The sequence below is a fragment of the Kallipyga massiliensis ph2 genome (genome assembly GCF_000311985.1).
GTDB classification, from domain to species: Bacteria; Bacillota; Clostridia; order Tissierellales; family Peptoniphilaceae; genus Kallipyga; species Kallipyga massiliensis.
Window position 1 is genome coordinate 219,083 of sequence record NZ_HE978585.1, and the last position, 22,248, is coordinate 241,330.

General features: G+C 52.0%; 9 protein-coding genes. 1 reads left to right on the top strand and 8 read right to left on the bottom strand.

Features of this window, described 5'->3' with window-relative positions:
• Positions 1-78 precede the first annotated feature (78 nt).
• The gene (locus tag HGKM_RS00950) at positions 79-345 is read right to left on the bottom strand and encodes a hypothetical protein (protein ID WP_019133437.1); all 267 of its coding nucleotides are present in this window, start codon (positions 343-345) and stop codon (positions 79-81) included.
• A gap of 2 nt (positions 346-347) precedes the next feature.
• Entirely contained in the window at positions 348-851 is a 504-nt protein-coding gene (locus HGKM_RS00955; protein ID WP_019133438.1) for a helix-turn-helix domain-containing protein, read from the bottom strand.
• 779 nt (positions 852-1,630) lie between these two features.
• Between HGKM_RS00955 and glsA the strand changes: the two genes are divergently transcribed.
• Positions 1,631-2,557, top strand: a complete 927-nt coding sequence (gene glsA / locus HGKM_RS00965; RefSeq protein ID WP_019133440.1) for a glutaminase A — start codon at positions 1,631-1,633, stop codon at positions 2,555-2,557.
• A gap of 83 nt (positions 2,558-2,640) precedes the next feature.
• On the opposite strand, the gene HGKM_RS00970 is transcribed toward glsA, so the two are convergent.
• The 6 genes from HGKM_RS00970 to HGKM_RS00995 form a co-directional block, all read right to left on the bottom strand.
• A complete protein-coding gene (locus HGKM_RS00970; protein ID WP_034579175.1) occupies positions 2,641-3,633 on the bottom strand; it encodes an ORF6N domain-containing protein in 993 nt (330 codons plus the stop codon).
• 245 nt (positions 3,634-3,878) lie between these two features.
• Positions 3,879-4,778 (bottom strand): hypothetical protein, encoded by a 900-nt coding sequence (locus HGKM_RS08135; RefSeq protein ID WP_051010831.1) that lies wholly within the window; start codon positions 4,776-4,778, stop codon positions 3,879-3,881.
• A gap of 3 nt (positions 4,779-4,781) precedes the next feature.
• Positions 4,782-5,675, bottom strand: a complete 894-nt coding sequence (locus tag HGKM_RS00980; RefSeq protein ID WP_019133442.1) for a class C sortase — start codon at positions 5,673-5,675, stop codon at positions 4,782-4,784.
• Positions 5,672-6,565 (bottom strand): class C sortase, encoded by an 894-nt coding sequence (locus HGKM_RS00985; protein WP_051010863.1) that lies wholly within the window; start codon positions 6,563-6,565, stop codon positions 5,672-5,674. The genes HGKM_RS00980 and HGKM_RS00985 overlap by 4 nt, the downstream gene beginning before the upstream one ends.
• A 119-nt stretch (positions 6,566-6,684) precedes the next feature.
• On the bottom strand, positions 6,685-8,271 hold the full coding sequence (locus HGKM_RS00990; protein WP_172634676.1) for a SpaH/EbpB family LPXTG-anchored major pilin: 1,587 nt from the start codon (positions 8,269-8,271) through the stop codon (positions 6,685-6,687).
• Between the two features lie 93 nt (positions 8,272-8,364).
• Positions 8,365-21,984, bottom strand: a complete 13,620-nt coding sequence (locus tag HGKM_RS00995) for a SpaA isopeptide-forming pilin-related protein (protein ID WP_019133445.1) — start codon at positions 21,982-21,984, stop codon at positions 8,365-8,367.
• Positions 21,985-22,248 lie beyond the last annotated feature (264 nt).

The window sequence follows — 22,248 nt, forward strand, 5'->3', positions numbered from 1 at the left end:
CCCGGCACAGACGCTTGTCCGAACCGGGGGTAACAGGAGGGAAGTGATTGATGGATGTGGTATATCGAAGGAGGCGGTTTATGGATAGATGGTGACATGGTCCCCATCCGACGACTCCACCTCGACCAAGGGAAGGCCGGGGTAGTCCTTCCGCATTTGTAGGAGGTCTCGACCGGCCAGGGGCAGCATCTCATAGGGGATGGCCGGAACCTTCTCCCCTTCCTCCAGCTTTGCTGCCTGGAGGCTTTTTTTTATGATGTGTCCGGAGAAGCCGGAGAAAACGAAGCGAGTGGGCAGGGGGATAACCATGCGGTGGCCATCCGCCGGGTCAATGATGATCTTCATGGCTATTCCACATAGATTTCCACAAAGTCCCCATCCGCCGACTCCACCTCAACCAGCTTCCCCATGACCCCATTGTCAATCATGGCGAAGAGGCTGTCCCAGTCGATGTTTCGGAGGCTGGACAGGTCGGTATCCCCCAACTGCATGGAGGCCCCGGTGTTCATCATCATCTTGAGAAGAGGGAGAGGGAGATTGACCCGAACCTTATCCCCATCCGACGAAAGAACCTTGATCCGGAAAAGCATCTTGGCCGGATCCTTCTTCTGGTGGTCTTCGACCAAATAGGTCTCCGGTTCTTCCTCTTCCTCCCGGAAAAGAGCATTGATATCCACTCCCAAGACCTCAGCAATCTCCGGAAGGTAGGCAATATCCGGACAGGACACCCCGTTCTCCCACTTGGACACCGCCTGGGGAGACACCCCAATCCGCTCTGCCAGGTCATCCTGGGTCATCTTCTTTTCTTTCCGATACTTGGCAATATTCTTGCAAATCGCTTGGTGGTTCATGGCAACCTTCTTTCTATATAGGGAACCTTTTGTTCTTGGCCGTCGACCAGGAGCCTTTCCCTTGATCTGCCCTTATTCTAGGACCATGAGGATCCCAAAACCATATCCCGGCGGTTGGAAAAGCCCCATATTTCTCAACCGTTCGTTGTATCGTTGTATCTCGCTGGTTGATTTTACCATAAATGGGATGGGTCGCCATGGGAAACAGCATACGATGAGCCCGGCTGGGGTAGTGGCGGTATGAGGATACCGCCCTTTCTTCCGTTTTTGCCACTTGGGCACCGCCCGACATATGTCCATTGACAAGGCTCCCGCTCCCTGAGTATGAAATTCCAAAGCTTGCGGCCTGGCCATTTGTCAAATCTCAAAAAAAGGATCCAAAACCCTGACAAATTTCTTAATCCTAAGATTGTTAGGGCCGAGAGCCCTGACAATTCGCTAGATTGTAAGAAAATCAGGGTGAAAAAAGACCCTGTCAAATGGGCTAATCGCAAGAATATCAGGGAAAAAGCCCTACCAATCTGAAAAATTTCAAAAATATCAGGGCAAAAAAAGGCCCTGACAATTTGGAGGGCCGAAATAATGTCAGGGTCTATAACCCTGATAATTACTCAGATCTAGCAATTATCAGGGTTTGAAGAGCCCCTGGGAGCCTCCCATTCGTGGTATAATCCAGTCAAACGCCTCATGCGCCGCCAGACCGCAGGCTCCCCACCCACCCAACGCCCCAACGCCCCCGCCGACATCCCACCACCCAAACCCCACAAAGGATCATTCTCATGGAAGTTTTCACACAATCCCTATTGGACCAGGCTCTAGCCCTGGGCAAACTCTTCACCAAGGACGGAAAGGTGGCTGACTACATCCCCGAGCTGTCCATGCAGAACCCCCACCTCCTGGGTTTGGCCTCCTACCAGGATGGCCGGCTCCTGACTGCGGGCCATGCGGACATCCCCTTCACCATCCAATCCATCATCAAGGTGGCCCTCTATTCGATCGTCCTGGAGCACTATTCCATGGATGAGCTCCGCCACTATGTGGGGGTCCAGCCCTCGGCCAAGCCCTTCAACTCCGTCATCGAATTGGAGCTGTCCAACAAGAATGTCCCCGTCAACCCCTTCATCAATGCGGGAGCCATCGTCACCGTCGCCCTCATCCACCGGGTCTATGGCGACCGGTCCCGCGAGGTCATCGCCGACCGCCTGGCCAACCTCATCGGCCGAAAAGCGGACTACAGCGAGAAGGTCAAAGCCTCCGAATCCGCCACGGCCTACGGAAACCGGACCCTCATCTACCTCATGCTCTCTTGCAAGATCCTCCCCGCCGACCTCCCGGTGGAGGAAATCCTGGACATCTATTTCACCTCATGCTCCTTCCTGGTCACCTGCCGGGACCTGGCCCACTTCTCCTTCGTCCTCTCCAATGAGGGCAAGGATGAGGATGACCGCCCCATCCTTTCCCGAGTCAATGCCCAGATCCTCCGCTCCCTCATGGCCTCATGCGGGACCTACGACTACAGCGGCGAGTTTGCCCTCCGGGTCGGCCTCCCCGCCAAGTCCGGCGTGGGCGGCGGCATCCTGACCGCCTCCCCCGACCCCTTCGGCCTGGCCGTCTTTGGCCCGGCCCTGGACAAGCACGGCAACTCCTACGCCGGCGTCCGAATGCTGGAGTTTTTGTCCCAGGCATTAAATTTGAGCATTTATTAGTTAAACAAAAAAAGGGTCTTGCAGAGTACTGCAAGGCCCTTTTCATTCATATTCATATCACTGTCTAATCTGTTATTTGCATATTAAATGATCAAATTCACATTGTTTAACATTCCACCAAACATTGTATGATACATATCCTTTGATGATTCTTCTATCTTGGTAATACTTGATATTTTATTTCCTGCATCCTTTGATGATGCTCCACAAAGATAAAAGGCTTCATTTTCTCTTCCGTAGTCTATAGCAATATATCTATCATGGTATTTTTTACCGGCTATCTTCAGACTCAGGTCTACATTAGGATACTCTTTTCTAAAATCATCTAAGATATTTTTTGTAAGCATATCTTTATTTCTTATATTATCACTGAAGACGATAATTTGAGTATTATCTCTTGCCACTCTTAAAAGTTCCAATGTTTTAAGCCCTATATAGTTATCGATAACATAAATACTTTTCTTTGCTGATTTATATATTTTGGTATAGGCTACATCAGCTTCTATCTTATTTCCATTCATCAAAAGGAAATGTTTATATGTTTCCGGGTCGATAAAATTATCCATCACCTTTTTCAAATCTTCTTTAGTAGCTAATGTGTTAATCTTGCTATCTATCCTTGCAATATCATTCGTGTTTTGATTTGTTTGAATTGCTATTTGAACTAATTCCTTTGAGCTGATAAAATCTTGATTTTCAATAATGAAGTCTTTCATCTGCTTAAACATTCGTATTAAAGCCTTGCTCTGTTTAACTGCCAGTTCTCCCCTTAATACAGTCATAAGCATATAAATACCCTGCTCTGTAAAAGCATAAGGTAGTTTTCTACGACCACCCCAACTTGATGTCGATTTTTTCGATATCAAGTTTTCAAATTCTGATTTCGTCAACTGAAATATAAAATCATCATCAAATTTCTCCGAATTATTTTTTACTTGTTCATTAAATCTTGTCGTTGTATACCCATAAATTTCAGCAAGTTCAAAATCAAGCATAACCTTTTGATTTCTTATATAGTAAATCTTACTTCTAATTGTAGTTTCATCGATTACCACAATCTCTTTATTTTCTGCCATAAAATGCACCTCCAAAACCATCGACATATTTTTTCCAATCCTCCGCTCCCTCATGACCTCATAAAATCACTGATCGAGAACAACTCAGATTCATTATATCGGTTTCTTTCAACCAGCCACATCTCATCCCGTCCCAATAATTCTTGGTTGAGGCAATGTGAAATACCCTCTGAAATAAAAAATCCCCCTGGAACCGACGAATTCTCGATTCCAGGGGGATTCTTCTTCTCATTGACCAGCCCAGCCTACTTCTTCTTGTTCTTCCGCAAGACCACAAAGAGGGCGATCAGGGCGACTAGGCCCATGCCGATCCAGAGGCCCATATGGATCATGTCGCCGGTGAAGGGCGGCTTGGGGACCGGGGTCGATGGGGTCTTGGGCTTTTCCGGAGGCGTATTTGGTGTGGGCGGCTTTTCCGGTGGCGGGTTTTCCGGTGGAGGAACAGGAGTGGGTGGCTTCTTAGGGGAGTACTTGGGGTTGGCGACCACGTCATAAATCCAGGTCCCCTTCCCTTCTGCGTTCAGGTATTCGGGCATAAAGCAGAGAACCGGGGCCAGGGGGGCAAAGTTCTTGGCCGTGCCGGTCTGGCCTTCCTGGGTGATGAGGTAGATGCCGTGGACCAGGTGGTCGAAGAAGACCTTGCCCTGGGCATCGGAAGTGGCGGTCCGGACCCCCTTGGAGGTAGACCCGTCCGGCTTGGGGGAAACCTGGGGGTTGGACTCCTTTTCCAGGGCTGTGAGAGCCTCGGGGTGGGTCTTGAGGTAGTCGGCGATCTCCTTTGCTGCCTGGCGGAGGCCGCCGGCCGAAAGGGTGAGGAAGTCATAGTGGAGCTTGTCCAAACCCTCCCGAAGGGGGTAGCTGGGCCCTTTGTCCGTCATTTGGAGGTCAGCGATCCGGACGATGCGGATTTGGGCTCCGTCCAGGGGGATGGCATCCGCTTTCTCCTCCTTGGTGTAGGAGAGGCGGAGGGTTAGGGAGCCCCATTTTCCGGCGTCATAGGACCGGACCATGGCCTCGGTCTCTTCGCCCTCGGCAAGAGCTCTGCCGGGATAGAGGACCGTCAGGCACAAGACAAGGGCAGCAAGGAGGGCCAGCAGCCGCGCCCACGCTCCGGGCCTATTCTTTTCTTGATGGTGATACTGCATGGTTTACTCCTTTTCTTTGGGTCCTGCGTTATTGCTCTCCTCCTTCCGCTTTTTCCTGCCTTGGCTGATCCAGAGGACCAGGAGGAAAAGTAGGAGGAGGATGAAACCGCCCAGAGTAATTTGCCAGTTCGAAATAACCGTATCCAAAACCGCCACATCTTTTTCCTCCACAGGCGGGGCTTCTTGAGGATGGTAGGTCGTTCGCTCCCCCACCACCAAGAGCCGGTGGCTGTTGACTCCATAGGGAGTGCAGGTCAGGAGAGTGCAGAGGTCGCGGCCCTCCTGGATGGCCAGGGCCTCGGATTGGTGGGGCAGGACCGTCTGGATGTCCACCACCTTATAGGCGAAGACCTGGTCCAGGATGTGGAGGAAGAAGAGGTCGCCTTGGGCCATTTGGTCCAGGTCGGTGAAGAGGACCGCCGAGGGCAGACCCCTGTGGGCCGAGATGACCGAGTGGGTGGAGGGCCCGCCGATGGGAAGGGAAGTCCCTTCCAGGTGACCCGCCCCCCGCTGGAGGGCATCCTCCCCCACCCCATGGAAGATGGGGAGCTTGACCTTGATCTTGGGGATTTCGATGGTCCCCATGATGTTGTCCCCGGTGGGGTTGAGGAGTTTGTCATAGGGAGCCGTCAGGACATATTCCTCTTCCTCCTTGAAGGCATCGATGATGGTGTTGGCCCGATGTTTCTCGTTATAGTCCCTGGCCTTATCCCAGAGGGCCTTGTTGGTATCCGCCGGCAATTCATGGACGACCTCGTTATAGACATCGACCAGCTTGCTGTTTCGGTAGCGGTTCCAGAGGTCGGAAGCCGTCGGGTAAAGGAGGAAGCCCAGGCCACCGATCACCATGACCAGGGTTAAGAAGAAGAGGAAACCCTGACGGCGGGTCTTTTTCATGGCCTGACCTCCTCATTTTTCTTTCTCCGCTTCCTCACCATGAGGTAGGGAAGGAAGCCAAGCCCGGCACCGGCTGTTCCGGCCAGGATGTGAAAGAGTAAACGGGATTTATCAATCCGGATGTCCTTTTCTTCTTCGTACTTCTTGGCCATTTCCTCTGGAGTGTAATCCACCCGGTGGCCCCGAACGAGGAGACGCTGGGTATTGACCCCGTAGGGAGTGCAGGTGAAGAGGGTGCAAAGGTCTTTATCCCGGTCGATGGCCAGGGAGGCCGTTTCCGTCGGCTCCACCTCGATCATCTGGTCCACCTCATAGGCCATGAACTCGTTCAAGACCCGGAGGAAGAAGAGATCTCCTTTTTTCAAGAGGTTGAGGTCGGTGAAAAGTTTGGCCGAGGGCAGGCCTCGGTGAGCCGAGAGAACCGCATGGGTCCCTTTTCCGCCTACCGGAAGGGAGGACCCCGCCAGGTGTCCCACGTTCTGCTGGAGAACCTGGTCGGTCGTGTAGTGGTAGACCGGAATCTTGACATTGATGGCCGGAATTTCCACCTCCCCCATCATCCCATCGCCGGTCACATTAAGAAGGGAATCATAGAGGGGGTCATCATGCTTTTCCCGAAGAGCAAAGACATCCGGCACACTTTCTCCGGTCAATTTCTCGTTATACTTCCGTGCCTTTTCCAACTCTTCGGCAAAATGGTCATCAGGAATCTCTTTAACCACTTCCTGGTAAACGGTAGACAATTGCTCCGCCCGCCACTGGTTAAAGAGATTGCTGATGGTCGGATAGAGGAGAACCAAGAGTCCGGCAAGAATGAGAAAGGTCGCCAGGATCTTGACTTTCTTCGATGATTTTTTCCCTGACTCCTTTTCCTCTTTTTCCCTTTCCATGGCTTTCCTTTCTATCCGCACATCAAATGTGAGGCCCGAGGCCTCGTTTCGGGAAGCCGGCCGGCCCGGAAAGACTCCGGGCAAAGCGGCTTCTTCCACGAACTATTCGTCTTTCTTAACTACTCCGCTTGGACTTTCTTCTTCCGCTGAGCAGCAATCAGAACGACAGCACCGGCGAGGAGGGCAACGCCAATGCCGGTGAAGAGGTAGGTACCCATACCACCGGTGGTGGGCAGTCCGGGGATCTTGGTGTTCTCGATCAGGGTATTGTTCTCTTCCGTTTGCTTAACAGTAACTTCCTCTTTCGTATGATCGAGGGTAAAGGTGGAAGACTTTCCATCAATCACAACAGACCAGGATTTCAGCACGTGTTTAGTCGAATCATACTCAGCTTTGATCTCTGCCTTGTATACCTTTTCGCTGAGCTGGTATCCGTTAGGAGCTTTGGTTTCTTTGATATAGTAGGTGCCTTCATCCAACCGGCTGAAGGTCATGCGGCCGGTTGCATCCGTTGTGGTTGTCCGCAGAGCTTTTGCTGTCTGATCTTTTGACGGATCTTTATCATAGAGGGTGAATTCAGCTCCGGCCAGCGGATTGTCTTTCCATGTGCTTTCCTTAGTGATCTCGCCATGCTTGGTAATTTCATGGGTCTTTTCAGAACCTGATCCCTTCGTCAAGCCGTCAATCTCAAAGGTGTACTGTCTGGTAATATCTTCATGTTCAGACGTTTTACCGGTCTTCGGATCATTGGTGTAAGTAACCTTAACCGTATTCTTGTTGGGAATGGCGTTGGTGGTTGCCTGATCATTCAGTTCAGCGGTATAAACAACCTTAACGTCCGTAGCTTTTCCATTCAACCCTTTCAGATAAGCATCCGTGAAAGTGATGGTGATGACATTGTTTGCAACTTCGACCGTTGCCGCATCCTTGGGAAGGGGTTGGCCAGCGACAGTAACGGTGATCTCTTCCGCTTTTGGTGCAGTTAAGCCCTTATCCAAAGTATCGGTAATGGTGAATACAAGATTCTTGTCCGTTTTCGGATAGGAAGGAATTGTGGTTTCAATGGTAAATTCCGGTTTTTCACCTTGGCCTAAACCAATAACATGGTCCGTCGGATTCGTTGCTTCAGGCTCATTTCCTGTTGGATCTTTTACGGTCTTCTTCAGAGGGACGTCGCTCTTCTTTGCATAAAGAACCGCATCTTTTCCAAGCTGAAATTCGGCTGGTACATTAATCTTACCACCCTTTACCTGTTCGCCACCTTCTGTGGTGTAGGTTATGCCTACCAACATAGGATTGTAAACCGACACCGTTTTTTTACCCTCTTTGGAAGTAACCAGAATCATGTAAAGACCGGCTTCTTGGGGCTCGGACTCATAAGCTCCGCCTGCTGCAGCCTGGGTAAGGGGGATTGCCATTCCCAACTCACCGACCGGCTTATTCAGTAATGCAGACCACTCGTCTGTCGTTGGGGCGGCGGGGTTAGCAAAGGCGTTTTCGATAAGATTCTTATAACCTTTGAATCCACCGTCAGCAGTAAAGTCCGCTTCAGTGAGCTTGTAGGCGTTTACCAATGCGCCGTCTTCAACGCCAGTTACGATGAGCTTTGTGGTCGGTTTCGCGGCAAAGACATTTGCCGGAACCAGTGTCACAACCAGCAAGAGAGCCAGAAGGACAGCAGTCCATTTCTTCAACTGTTTCATCATCATTCCTCTTTTCTTTTTTCAGTTACCGACAGAAACCTGTCGGCTTCGGTGGACGGGTGAGACAAGTGTCTCAGGAATCTATCGACAAGGGGTTCATTCCAACTGCCTCCGCAATCGGCGGAGACCTTTTCGGGGCCGACCGCCCCGGCCATCATCCTTTCGCAATAGGCTGATGGCCAGGCTGAGGAGGAAGGCACCGACCAAGGTGAAGAGGAAGGTGCCGGGTCCTGCTGTGGACGGCAATTCATAGTACAGGTGGTTCACAATATCTAAGCTGATCTGGTCGCTGGTACCCTCTTGGTAAAGAATGACCGGGCCGGCTTCGCTAAGCAGACCCTTATCAAGGTAGGACACCTCTGTATCCCCATCCATGACACGGGTGAGGCGGATGGTCCGCTTTTCTTGGTTGATTTCGATCTCATACTGGTGGGTCGTCTTGATATATCCGTTCGGAGGCGTTTCCTCGCTAAGGATGTATTTTCCCTCCATGGATCCCGGGATCTCCCGGACATAGGGACCGGCCTTAGTCAGATCGATAGTGATCGTTTTTAGGTCGTCCGGAACCGGATGATCGTTGTTTCCGGCGGCCGCTTTGACGGCGAAGGTGACCTTGCCCTTGGTGATATCCAGCTTCTTCTCATCGATCTTCCGGAGCCCCATCTTCATGGGCCGGAGGTTTCGGATCATATTTTCCCCGACGGGGTCTCGTCCGTTGATCCGGAGATTCTTGATTTCGCCGGTTGTGGAATCGACTTGGAAGCTGGCTACTTCTTTAGAGGGAGTGATATAGCCCTCGGGTGCATTCTTCTCCCAGACCTGGTAGTAGCCGGGCTTGAGGTTGGTCCAGACGAACTTCCCATCTTTCCCGCTGATCTTTTCCCCGGACAGGGATCCTTTTAATACGGTGTAGGGTCCCGTCTGGGTATCCGACCTTCTCAGTTCGAAGGTCGCTCCTTCCAGTGGAGCTTCACTCTCCCCAACCTTGGTAAATTCAATCCGGTTGGGGATGTTGGGGAACTGGAGAACCGGCTTGTCAATCGGCGTCTTCCGGTTCCAAACAGTCAGGAGGTTTTGTCCGCCTTGGATCAGGTCGCTGGCCTCCGGTTCGGAGATCGTGATGGTTCCGTCCTCGCCTACGTGAATATCCCAGACCACGTTGACCGGTGTATAGCCCTTGGGGGTCAGGACTTCCTCCAGGAAGTAGTTGCCCGGTTTGAGCTTGGTAAATTTCAGCGTCCCATCCGGACCGGTAACTGCATAGTCCTGGAAACCTTGGTTGTTGGTGAGCTTGAAGCCGGCGCCCGGAATGAGCTTTGTCTTATCCTTGTCCTCGCCCTCTTTTCCTAAAAGTTCTCGCTTAGTTAGGGTCATATTGACGAGGTCCTTGCCGCTCGCATCAGTCGTGCCGGTATAGCGGTGGAGGTAGTTCCAATAGGTAGCGGCTCCCGCTCTACTCTCCACATGATATTCCCTGTTCCAGAAGTCCCGATAGTAGAAGTTCGTTTTATGGGACAGCTTGGCGTAGGTGTAGAGGTCCACTTGGTCTTTGGTACGATCGAAAGGTGCTACCGCCTTGACGATGTAGCCGAATCGGCCGTCCGGATAGTCCTTGTTAACGTTGAGAGGAATCCTGATGATTCCATCCTGACCGGCGACAAAGGGTTGATCCGTCATTACCCGGTTCTCATCCTTCAAATCCATCATTCGAGGTCCATAGCTCGGCGGCATGGCCGTCGTATTGGGCCCTCCTGATGCCGTGAAAGCATCCACCTTATAGACCGAGACCTTGACCGGATGGTTCGGATCATTGTAGATCACATCCGAAGGCGTGTTTCGCAACCAGCTCTTGGCCTCCAAGTTCAGGGTATATTCCGTGGACCAGCTGATATTCTCTCCAAACACGTAGTAGTAATGTTCAATCTCCTTCGTAGCACGGTTCTCATAGAACCAACCGCCCAAATAATTCTCGTAGCCCTGGTGTTTTCCTCCCAGGGGCCAATTCAAATCACTGTCCACATAACCGCCTGTGCCGTAGTAGGACCGGAAATCCACCCAGATACTCTCGGAGGTTTGCGCTGCTCCTCCAATGGTGTTGGTGAAGGTGAGGCCGGTACTATTGGTCACCTCATTGTGGTCCACAAATACGGGGACGGTCTGGTGGATAACAATGTCGGTTCGGTTAGCCACATAGTCCGTCAGGGTGTAGGTGATCTTTCTCACCACACTTCCATTTTTATCCTGGGTCTGATCTTGGGTTGTCGCAACCACCTGTCCGTGTTCCGTAACAATATCCTGTACTTTTTCCGGATCAATCCTTATTCCACCCCAGTTCAAATGTTTATCCAAAGTGATGGTGAAGGTATCTCCGGGGATGGCATCCTCCGGCAAGCGGATGGTGTATTCCATGGAGAAGCGTTGGTCCTTCAAAGGACGAATGACGCCGTCCTCTGCAGAGGTCTTAAGCTTGTAGTCCTCCACGGTCAATTCCCCATCCAACGATTTGGGCGTTGTCCGCTTGGTCGGCTGGTCGGGATCGGGCGTAGGCTCTGTCCCATGGTCAACCTCTACGGGATACTTATCCGGGTCATAGCCGGACTCCGGAACGATAATGGTGTTCCCGATTTTATTCACCACAATGACATACTTTTCCGGATTAACCAGGTAGCCATCCGGGGAAATTTCCTCCTTCAGGTCATAGACACCCGGCTGCAGGTGGGGGAAGGTAAGATCGCCATTTTTACCGGTCTTAAAGAGTCCCTTGTCCACATCCCAATGATCCTTATCAAAATATTTCTCGGCGTAGGCGGCCGGATCGAAGGACTCCGGAAGTTCTGCCTCCTCGCGTTTGGTTAAACTGAAGTAGGTTCCTCTCAGTTTGACACGGTTTTCACCCAGCTTCTGGAACTTGTCGATGGAGAACTCCCCTTCAAATTCCTTTTTCAGGTTCTTGACGATCAACTCGTTCATCGTACCCGGATCGGGCTTTTCCGTCCAGGAAGCTGTAAGAACTATACTCTCTTTCACCGGCTGGTTAAAGTCAAAGGCTTGGCCATTGAGCAGCCATTTGTCGAAGATGTAGCCTTTCTTGGTGGGATCCTTGGGCTTAGTAACCCTGCTTCCCTTGTTAATGAGCTGAGTGCGAACCGGGCTTCCGCCTTGAGAGTCAAAGCTGACGGACACCTGGGTTGCCGGGATCTTTTTCCAGGTCGCTTTGTAGGTGGCCTGGGCGGTGACCGGCTGACTAGGATTGAAGGTCAATCCACTCGTTGTTTCTTTCCAGCCGTCGAAAGTGTATCCCTCTTTCGGCGGAATAACCGGAGCCGTAACGAATTCGCCATGTCGTACTTGTTTTGACTGAATGGGTTCGCCCTTTTCGTTCTGGAAGGTCACCAGATAGGTTTTCGGGATCCAGCGGCCGTAGAAGGCGCGATCGGCGGTAAACACCTCTTGTGTTAAGTCGATGTCCACATAATTTCCTTGATAATCCCGAACCTGCCAACCGGAAAATTCGTAGCCCGTTTTCGACGGCGGGTTAGAAGGAGGAATCTGTGCCTGGGTTAATCCCCTTCCGGATTGTACGGCCCGAGTCTGTGTCAAACCGGTGTCCACTTTGCCATTCTCGTTCAGCATATAGAAACTGAGAAAAACCTGCTCCGGTTTCTTCTCCCAATTCGCATAAAGGTAGGTGACTTGGTTGACCGGCTCCTTCCCGGTATAGGCGACGTAGTAATTGCCGACCGTTGGGGAATACTTGAGGATCAACCAGCCTCGCCACTCATAACCGGACTTTCCTTCGGTAGGATATTGGCCCGGTAGGGCACCGAAATCTTGGTTATAGGAGTGGCCTTCCGCTACATCCTTGGACCAGCCGGGAATATAATCCCCATTTTCATCAAAGAAATGGACCTTATTTGTCACGTTGGACGGTTTCGTCCACTGGGGCATGAGATACATATGACGATCAATGATCGTATCTGGTCTTATCCAGCGTCCATCTAGGTCCTTCCAGCCGGCAAACTGATAACCGGCATTAAATTGGCGTTGCCTATAGTAGCGGTCTGTCTCATTAGCCGTCAGTCCAAGGCCGGCCTGAGCGAAGGTCTCTCCGCCCGTTGCCCATGTTACTCTTTCATTTCCACTCGAGCGATCACCATCCATACAATAGGTGATTTGATATTCTGTTGCGTAGGCTCCTGCCCCGACCGGCTCAAAGGTCCGGTTGGGACTGACCTGGACAGGACCCCACTCCTGGGCAAGGGCCTCCCAATAATGGAGGTTAGCCTGTGCTTCAGGTGTCCGATTCTTTCCTCCGGCTGCCTGGAAATTGATCGGCTTTTCTTCCTTCTTCGTCACCGACCCTTCTTTATTGACGGTGATTTCCCAATAGGTCGTCGCCTCCTGGTAGCCTTCCGGTGTCTTCGTCTCCTTTAAGTGGTAGACGCCTTCCTTTAGACCATCAAAGATGAACTGGTTCTTGGCCGTCCGCGTCGGTTTGATCCCCGGCTGAAGTTCGACTCCATTCTCCACCTTGAAGAGTTCAAATTCCGCCCCTTCTAGAGGCTTCCCATCCTGGTCCACCTTGTTGATGAAGAATTCCGTCTGGGAGTTGGTGATTCCTACAACACTGGGAATCTTCGCTCCTTCTATGGTCAGGTCCTTGGCCGGAACCATGTGCTTATTAAATTCCTGTACAAACTGATCATAAACATCTGAGGTCGGGAAATCATCGTATCCGGCCCAATTATCAAAATCTCTTGCCTGCTTAATCCAGTCTCTCACAATCAAGGGTCGGATCGTTGCACCGGAAACCCCGTCGATGGTTTCGCCCTTCCAACCTTCATTCTTCCACTTATCGTGGATCGGCTGGCCACTCTCATTAATGGGCATCATCTGACCCGGCACCATCTGACCCTTATCGCCTAAGGGCTTCGGCTCATCAAAGCGTACCCAGCCCTTCCGGTACCACATCCCGGAAATCTTCGGATGGTTACCATAAGACTGTTCAGCAATCACATCGCCATATTTATCTTTAACATAGTTTTTCGGATCCACAGGATTTCCGGGTAAATCACTACCGTTGGCGTCTTTCGGTCGAATGATCAAAGGCTTTCGCCCATCAGTTTGGTAGACGAAGACCTTGAAGCCCTGTTCCTCGGCTGTTTTATCGGTAGCTGCCTCTACGCTACCGGGAGCCCCCTTGCCGAAAGGATAGAGCATTTGATTGTAGGCGATGGCTGCTGCCTGCTTCTTCGCTTCTTCTTTATTAGCACTGGTAGATAGATAATCGTGCCAGTCGCGGGACTTGGCATGGAGTTCCTTAAGGTAGGAAGTCGGGCGGACCTGGACAATCCACATGTAGTCCGGCAGGGCAAAGCCCGGTGCCGTTTCTGTTTCTTCCAAATAGAAGTTGTAGTTGACCGGGAGGTTGTCAAAGGTGATGATCCCGTTCTTGTCCGTGATCTCTTCCGCCCCGGTCGTTACCTGGGTCGTGTGTTCGGTTTCAACAATTTCAAAATTCCGGCCCAAGGCGGCCCAAAGCTTAAACTTGGCTCCGGCCAAGGGTTTTCCGTCTTCCTTCTTGGTCTTTTGGACCGAGAAGAAGGTGGACCCGCGATAGTTCCTGACCAGGTAGGCCCCGGTTCCGTCTTTGGTGGCACTCGACATGATGTCGGCATCGTCGCCCTGCTGACCTTTCCGGAAGCCGGTGATGATGGTCCCGTTATCGGAGGGCTTGGGGTCCGTGATCTGGTGGTCCACTCCCGGATGTTCTTCGGTCGCTGAGGTGAAGAAGGTCAACTTGCTGGTGAACTTATCGTCGTGGACCTCCAACTCGCCCTTGACCTCGATAATATAGAAGTCCGTAGAAGGCAGGGAGTCCAGCTTGATGGCAGACAGGTTGGCCGGTGCTTTGACTGCCTTAAACGGTGAGCCATACTTATCCAGAGACTGGTTAAAGTCCATTCTTGCAGGAGGTTTCTGTCCTCCCTGCGGTATTCTCCAGATCTTATAGGAGGCGTTGACAATGGGGTTGTCCGCGGCAGCGGAGAAGAGTCCAAGGTTAGCCTCCGTTAAACGCTCGCCATTGCGGTTGATATAGATCCGCTGGGTGTAGAGCATCTTCCGGTTACCTTGGTTATGGTCTGTAGCTTCAACCTGGGTGATGGCCGTCTCGACCGAGACGTTATTCCGCATGGTCTTCTGGATGCCCAGAATCGTATCCCCATCCTTCTTGCTTCTTTCCTTGAAGGACTTGATGGATCCCGGAACCGGTTTGCCGTCGGCCCCGATGGTAAAGGTGGAAACGGCTTGGACCGGAAGCTCATAGCCCAAAACCGGTTTAGTTTCATAAATACCGTAGTCGCCCGGCGGCAGGTTCTTAAAGCCAAACTCGCCATTCGGTCCGGAAACCACCTTCTCGTAGCCTTTCACGACCACCGACCCCTGCGGGGTCTCCCGGCGGAGCTCGAATTCCGCTTCCGCCAAAGGTGTCTCGGACATCAGGGGGTTGCCATCCGGTCCTACGATGGGGTTACCGTGTTCGTCTTTCTGCTGACCGCTCTCCCCCACCTTCTTAAACTTGAGCTCATTGGTGGTGTTGAAAACGGTGAGGACGGGGATCTCCGTCTCTTCGATCCGAATGAGGTCATCTTTCGGCCGGTAGCTGGTAATGGTCTCTTCCCGAATCAGGGTGATGTTGTTCCCCAAGTCCTGGGAGGAGGAGCTATCCTTCACGGAATAGTCAATCTCATTCCCATTTTGATCCTTGAAGGGGAGACCGCGGTAGATGGTCTCATAAACCCCTTCATTTTTTGGAGCCAGGGTCTGGGTGAGCGAAGATCCTTGGTAACCGAGCGCCTTCAGCGATGGTAAATCAAGATCCTGACCATTCACCTTGGCAGTTAGGGTGACGTCCATGGACTCCCCGCCTTCCGGTAGACGGTTATTATAGACCTTGCGGACGGTCAGGTTGAGTGCCTTGCGTTCATAGACCACCCGCACCACCGGATAAGCCGAGAGATCAATCTTCGGTCCCTGATAGTTAGCATTAGGAGCTTGGTCAGCGGTAATCCCGATATTGTTTGGACCCTGGGTAGACCCATTTTCATCAAAGGTCAGGATCGTCTTTACTTTGGACTCCCCATTTCTCAGAGAGAAAGTCTTCCCTTCTCCTGAGCGTTGGGTGGCTAGGGTGACATTGACGGGCTCCGAATACCCATCCAGCCCCTTCACCTCAATATTGAGGTTCTGTCCCGGATCACTGACGTAGGCCGACTTGATGCCGGCTTTTTTAGAGGTCCCATTTCCGACCCACTCCACCGCATCCGTAGCATAGACAGGGTAGGAGATGGCTCGTTTATAGTCTCCCTTAAGGGTGACCGAATAATCGAGGATAAGACGTTCGCCTGAAGCTAAAGTGATTGGATTGGTTCGGAGGGTCGTCATGCCCGAGAAGTCAGTAGAGTCAGAAACATAGACCGCTCGGAGGGTGTTCCCCTGACTGTTCACAATCTTCGCTGAAGGGGATCCGGCCAGATGAATGTTTTCAGCCAATGGGATGACCAGGCTTTCATTGTTGACCGTATTTTCGACGGTGAATTGTTGGTAGACATCATCAATGCTTTTTCCGAAGCGAGTGGGGTTTTCATAGGAAACCGTCTCGGAAACCAGTTTGTCCTTCATTTCTTCCCGAAGCTCAGCAGGAATGGGGTTGCTGGAGTCATTAAGACTTGCCTCAAGATTTCCCTTGTTACTGTTGTTGGTGACCAGGTTCAGATAACGGGAAACGCCGTGGGATTCGATCATCCGTTGGAGGTTCTCGTTGTAGTAGGCTTCCTCGCCGGCAAAGTTACGGCCGGAGGAGAGGAAGCTGACGACCTTTACCGTACCCTCATTAAGGTGGCGGTAGAGGACATCATTGGCCATATAAAGTGCCCGGTCCATCCAGGCCCCGGTCGTGGTTCGGCCGATGGGCACCTGGGTCAGGAGATCCGGCGGGTTGCCGATCCGCCAGTAGGTATATTGGGTGGAGGCTTCATCATAGCCACCGTAGATGACGTTGATATAGCCCTGGTAGCCCTTGTTTGCCAATTCTCTGCTGTAATCCCGGATCCGGTTGTTAAAGAGGGTAAGATCTCCACGGGATTCCGGAACCAGGAGGAAGTAGAGGTCCAGGTCCTTCTGAAGGGTCTGACCGGTCGCCTCATGGTGGATATCGAACTTCTTATTATTAGGATCGGCGTCGTTGAAGGATGTTGTCGCCGAGATCTTATAGTGACTTCCCGCAGGAGCACCGGCACCCACGGCAGCCAGTCCCATCATGGGGCCCATCTCCAGGAGGTTGCCCATGGCTTCAGGCATGGCCGACCGGGTGGAGAAGGCCGACCGGGAGCCGGTCGCCTTCTGGGTAACGGTCGTTTTTCCGTTTTCCGCCACGATAATTTCCCACGAAAGACCGGAAACCACATAACCTGCCGGAGCTTCAACTTCCTTTAAGGTATAGGTCCCTTTGGGAAGGTTGTTGACTTCGATCTTGCCGCCCTTGTCCGAGGGCTGGATCATGATTTCCTTCCCGGTTGAATCGGTCAGGGTAAAGTAAGCGCCGGACAAGGGGGTCTTGTTTTCGTCGACCTTAAGAATACGGAAGCGTCCAGTTTGCGTATAGGCCTGGTTTCCCACCTTGACCGTAGGCATCTCGGACCGGTCCCGGATGGCCGGGATATGGAAGTCGTCAGTTTTCCCCTTGTTCACCAGGGTCGTCCGGTTATTGGTATTGGTAAAGTTTCCGTTCCGGTAGTTGTCCTTTAAGCGGACAGAATAGTAAAGGGAGACGGACTCATCCTTCCCCAGGGTCAGTCCTTCCATCTTGAATTGACGATTGGTCGCATCATAAGTCAGCTTGACATTTTTCAGCAAGCCTTCTGCGGGCGCCTTCCCATTTTTATAGATGGACCCGTCGGAGGCGACCAGGACATAGTCCTTCTCGTTAAAGACGCCGTCCTCGCCCAAGTAAAGGTCAACACCATCGCCCATAGGATCGGTCACGACCGCTTTCTCAATGGTGGGCGTCATTTTATTCTGACTGTTTAAGTAAAACTGCTTGGAGACCTCGTCATAAATGCTGGTTACGGCGTTATCGGCATTGCCAATGTCACTTAAACCGGAATAACTTTTGGGTGTAGAAGCCATCATGGGGAAGAAGAACTTCTCCTGGCCATTGAACCAGCCGGCATTATTGAGGGTCTTCAGGTTATAGCCGATCGTGGTCACCTTGATTCCGGCATCCGTCAGATCACGAACGGTGGAAATCGTAGCATAGACACTCTCAAGGACTTGATCATTGCCTGCCCAATAGGAGGAATAGGCCAACTGATTGGTATCCCCCTTGGAGGTTCCGAATTGATAGTAGGTTCCGTCACCCCGGAGGGTATTGTAGTCAAAGCCCGAAGCCCGACCATTGTAGGTTAAGCCGCTCTTAGGAACGTCGCTATAGGTGTTGGGAATCGTAGGATTCGGCTTATAGATGGGCTCCCAAGCCGTCCCATCCGGTCTGGTCCCATTGGCCTTGGATCCTGTCGCCTTGAAGGAAAGGGTCGGACCACCATCGGTGATTAAGATGATGTGCTTATTTTCGCCCTCCCCCTTGGCAAGAATCTCCTGGGCCCGCAAAAGCGCCCGCTGGGTGAAGGTCCCGCCCATGAAGCGGTTGGTATTAAATTTGGGGTCGGCAGCCAACTGTCCGGGAGAGGTTAATTCTACGCTGGACGTTACTGCCGGGTCGTTCGTATAAGTGGCGTTGCTCTCATAGGGATTCCACCAGCGGTAATCGCTGAAGTTATTGTCCCGCAAAGAGGCATTTTTATTCTTCTCTACTGTAATACCGGCATATTCCACATAGCCGATATTCACGTTGGAGAAGCCGGAGAAGGCCGAAACAATATTCCGGACCTGGCTCCGCACCTGGTCTTCATTTCGTGAAGTCTTAATCGAACCGGAGTGGTCGACGACGAGGACAATATCCGTTTCTTTGCCGCCGGCAAAAGAGGACTGTCCGCGGCCTTGGACCGTCAGCTCCACCTGGTATTCATTAAGGTTCTTGTCCACGGTATTGAGGATCCGCTTGGAGATATCTCCCACCTCTTTCGTACCGGCTTGGTCATAGATGGTCTTCCGGTAAGGAAGAGGATTGCGGGCCTTCTCATTGGTCATGGTCCGGTCGCCGGATCCTTCTCCGTCCTTGACAAATTCCTGGCCGGTCTGAAGCTTCTCTGGATAGTCGGCATTCGAGGGGTTGGTCACGCCCGACCCCACCAGGATCGTTCTCCCGTCGGTGGAAACTTCGACCTTCCAGGTTTCGGTCGACGGCTCATAGCGGTCCGGAGCCTGGGTCTCTTTTAAAGTATAGGTACCGGCAGGGATGTCCTTGAAGGTCAGTTTCCCCTCGGCGTCTGTCTTCAGGGACCGTTCCGGCTTCAATGCCTGGCCATTATCCAAAGTTCCGGACAGGGTGAACTGGGCCCCTTCCAGGGGCTTTTTGTTATCATCCATTTTTACGAGGCTGAACTCGCCACCGATCTTACTATGGTCAATTCTCGTGTTGAGGACGTTCTTTCCCAAAATCGTCTGGTCCATCCGGTAGCCGGCTAGGGCCCCGCCGGCGGACATCTGGACTTCTTTGACCGTATACTCAATTTCCTTCCCTTCCTTATTAAAGCGGGGAAGGTTGGTGAAGCTGTATTTCCAGTCCGTAGCTTCCGAAACGGCAGCTCGATAGGGGGTCTCCTGACCATCCGCCAAAAGAACCACATGGACCGTGGCTGGCCGCTTCAGGAGGTCCTGGCTGTCGTTATACCAGATCTTGTTCCCGGTAACGGTAACCGTTCCGCCCGGCCCTTCGGGGGTCGAAATTTCATGGACGTCAATGTTAACGACCCCGTTGACAATCCGATAGGTCGCATAATACTCCGGATGGTCCTTGAGCTCAATCCGGTAATCCACTTGTTCATGGTTGTCATCATACTTGGGTAAGTTGCTGAACCGGTAAATCTGACCGATCTTTTCCGGCGTCAGGTCCGTTTCCAGGCCGTTTTTCTTGAGAATGATCTTGGCATCCGGATCCGGCGTCACATTGCCCCAATTCACCACAGCATCCATGGTATAGGTCACCGACCCGATATATTTCAAGGGATTGGGAATCAGGTAGATGTCCTGGGTCGTATCATGGGGTAAGGGCTGAACCTCGATGGCCGTCTGGGCATTGGGGATCAGGTGGTTGGCATCCGTTGTTAACTGTTCGATGGTATACTTCCCGGGGCGGAGTTGGAAGGTGATTTTTCCCTGGCCATCCGTCCGGAGAGTCCCGATATCCTTGATGACCTCTCCTCGTTCATCCAGGATTTGGAAAGCGGAGCCGACGATCGAAACCTGCTGGTCGCCCTGCTCATGGTTGTAGACGGTGATGGTTATTGCTTTATTAGGAGAGTTTTTGGACAAGTAAACATTAAGCGTTTCCTTGTACTTCACGCCATTATTTATCTTGATGGGCTGGCCATTTTCATCTTGAAATTTGATGTCCGTATAGACTCTTCCGTTCTCAACGGAGGGTTCGGTCGATTCAACAAAAGCGTACTCATAAGGGGCTTTCATAATCGCCACCTCATAAATATATTGAGGAAGGAGGTCGTTAAAGACGAAATAACCATTGGCGTCCGAATAGGCCGTCCGGGTCATGGAATCGACCTGGTCGCCCTTTACACCATGATTATTCTCATAGGCCCGAAGTTCCAACTCCACCCCGGCGATTGTTAGGTCATGGTTCTTCTCATCCGAAACGTTGCCTTCAATAAAGTAAAGTTCAGTTCCATAGTCCTTGGCATCGTCGATGCGGACATACTTGACCGTCTCGATGGCCGAGAAGCGGAAGGCGATTTTTTTCTGGTTGGCCATGTAGCCCTTGGGGGCAGATACCTGGACCACCTCATAATTTCCGGCATTACAATTTTCTAATATAGCCCGGCCGTCCGGACCGGTCGTGACTTCCTTCACCATGCCGGGTCCGGTGATCCGGACCACAGCGCCAGGAATTTTCACGCCCTTGTTGTCCCGGTCCACCACCTCGATGATGATGGGACGGTTGGCGACAAAGGGGTTGAGGGGGGCACCCATGGGCTGGAGGAGGTTGCCGAAAGAGCCTTGCATGAGTTCATCAAGTGTGGCCCGGTCTTCCTTGAGCGTCCTGCCCAAGGACAAGAGGTCCAAGGTCTGTTCAGCGGATTTCCGAGCTTCTTCGGCTTCCCGGATGCTTTCATTCAAAGATGGGGTCTCCGGCTTTTCCGGCCGGTTTTCTGTTCCCGGTTCAAGGGGCTTTGTGGAGTCCGAAGGGTTTTCTTCGCCGGTTGAAGAGGATTCCGGTCTTTCCGAAGTTTCCGGGCCTTCTTCCACCGGCTCCAACTTTTCCATCGTACGGCGGATGGTGACGACAAACTGACCCGGTTCCAGTTTTAGGGTCGCCGCATCCAGGGCCTCTTGGAGGGCATCACCCTCCAGGCCTTCTTCTTGAATATCCTTTAGGGTCTTTTCATAGTGGTCCAAGGACCGCTGGTCAATGAGACGAAAGTCATAGAAACCGTCAGCGCCGGGGACGAGGTCATAGACAAGGATCCGTGTATCATCTCCGGCTTGAGCAGACGTGGGGAAGGAAGGAGTCACATAAGCCTTTTCCTCCTTGTCCATATTCGGGACAGCAAAAAGCAGACGGTTCTCTTTTTCCTCCTCTCCGGTCCATTCGGACCGAATGGGAGTGGTCAAGGGATCCGTCTCTACCCAAGTCCCATCCCCTTGTACCTGAACGGATTGGGTGATTTTTTCTTCTCCGAAGAGGGAAACCAGGGTCAGGGAATAGACCTTTTCCTCGAGGGTTCTTTTGACCTCTTCCAACTTCTCCCGGTCGACTTCCTCTCCGGACTTGGCCTCTTGGATCTTCTTGAGGAGGTCATTGTCCCGGTGGATGGGGGTGGTGATGGTGGTCAGGGCATAGCCGTCCCGGTTGACGGCTTTAGTCTCGGTATCATAGAGGAAGACAGGAGCAGATTCTCCCTTGGACAGGCGGTCAGCCCGGTCCTTTTCCCGAGCCTCCATGACTTCCTGCTCTCCCTCGGCATACTCACGATTGTAGATATGGGGTTGGTCTAAACCGTCGCCATTGGTGACGACAGCGGCCTGGTGGATTTCCTTTTCTTGGGGGACATAGTAGGTCAGGATCCAGGTGACGGACTGGGGAAGTCCATCATCATCCGTATGGATCTGGTAACTTAGGCTGGATAGGGCTTTCTTATCGTTGACCAGGAGCCGGCGGACCGGAAGGGCCTCTGCTCCGTCCGGGGCGTTCTTTTCCATTTCCTGGCCGACTCGGTCGAAAAAGTCCCAACTATCCCGGTCTTCCTCCGACTCTTGAGCCGGAGCAGACGTGGACTCGATATCCGGCGAACTGACATGGGTCTCCGACCTTCTGACCGGAGGGGATGTCCTTTCTTCATTCTGTTGTGTCCCCAGAAGTTCCATCAGGGAGGGCAGGGACCCTCTGGTCCCCTGGGCCAGAAAAACCCCTTGGTGAAAACTCTTTGCCTGACTTTCCCCTGCATAGGAGCCGATCGGGAAGCCGGTCATAATGACCAAAGCCGCCAACAAAAACGAAAGAAATCTTTGGAACTTTTTCATGGTGATCCCCTCTACTATTCCCCTTGGTGTCCGCTAACGAGCGGATTCTTCTATTCCTGATTCAGCCGGCCCGGCCGACTGAACAAAATCATCAAGCAATGGGTAAACCTACTTCTGCATTGAACATAATTTATTATATCGGATTAATTCACTTTGCTTTTCTCATCTTTCCTTTTTGTTAATAACATTCATTAGAATTGTAGGAAATTTATTCGTTTTTTCCCAATACTTGAGGGGTTTACTGGTATATATCTGAAGAAAAAA

What these genes read in the sequence shown, in the direction of transcription:
- HGKM_RS00950 (WP_019133437.1), bottom strand. Translation starts at nt 345, where the DNA reads ATGAAGATCATCATTGACCCGGCGGATGGCCACCGCATGGTTATCCCC.
- HGKM_RS00955 (WP_019133438.1), bottom strand. Translation starts at nt 851, where the DNA reads ATGAACCACCAAGCGATTTGCAAGAATATTGCCAAGTATCGGAAAGAA.
- glsA (WP_019133440.1), top strand. Translation starts at nt 1,631, where the DNA reads ATGGAAGTTTTCACACAATCCCTATTGGACCAGGCTCTAGCCCTGGGC.
- HGKM_RS00970 (WP_034579175.1), bottom strand. Translation starts at nt 3,633, where the DNA reads ATGGCAGAAAATAAAGAGATTGTGGTAATCGATGAAACTACAATTAGA.
- HGKM_RS08135 (WP_051010831.1), bottom strand. Translation starts at nt 4,778, where the DNA reads ATGCAGTATCACCATCAAGAAAAGAATAGGCCCGGAGCGTGGGCGCGG.
- HGKM_RS00980 (WP_019133442.1), bottom strand. Translation starts at nt 5,675, where the DNA reads ATGAAAAAGACCCGCCGTCAGGGTTTCCTCTTCTTCTTAACCCTGGTC.
- HGKM_RS00985 (WP_051010863.1), bottom strand. Translation starts at nt 6,565, where the DNA reads ATGGAAAGGGAAAAAGAGGAAAAGGAGTCAGGGAAAAAATCATCGAAG.
- HGKM_RS00990 (WP_172634676.1), bottom strand. Translation starts at nt 8,271, where the DNA reads ATGATGAAACAGTTGAAGAAATGGACTGCTGTCCTTCTGGCTCTCTTG.
- HGKM_RS00995 (WP_019133445.1), bottom strand. Translation starts at nt 21,984, where the DNA reads ATGAAAAAGTTCCAAAGATTTCTTTCGTTTTTGTTGGCGGCTTTGGTC.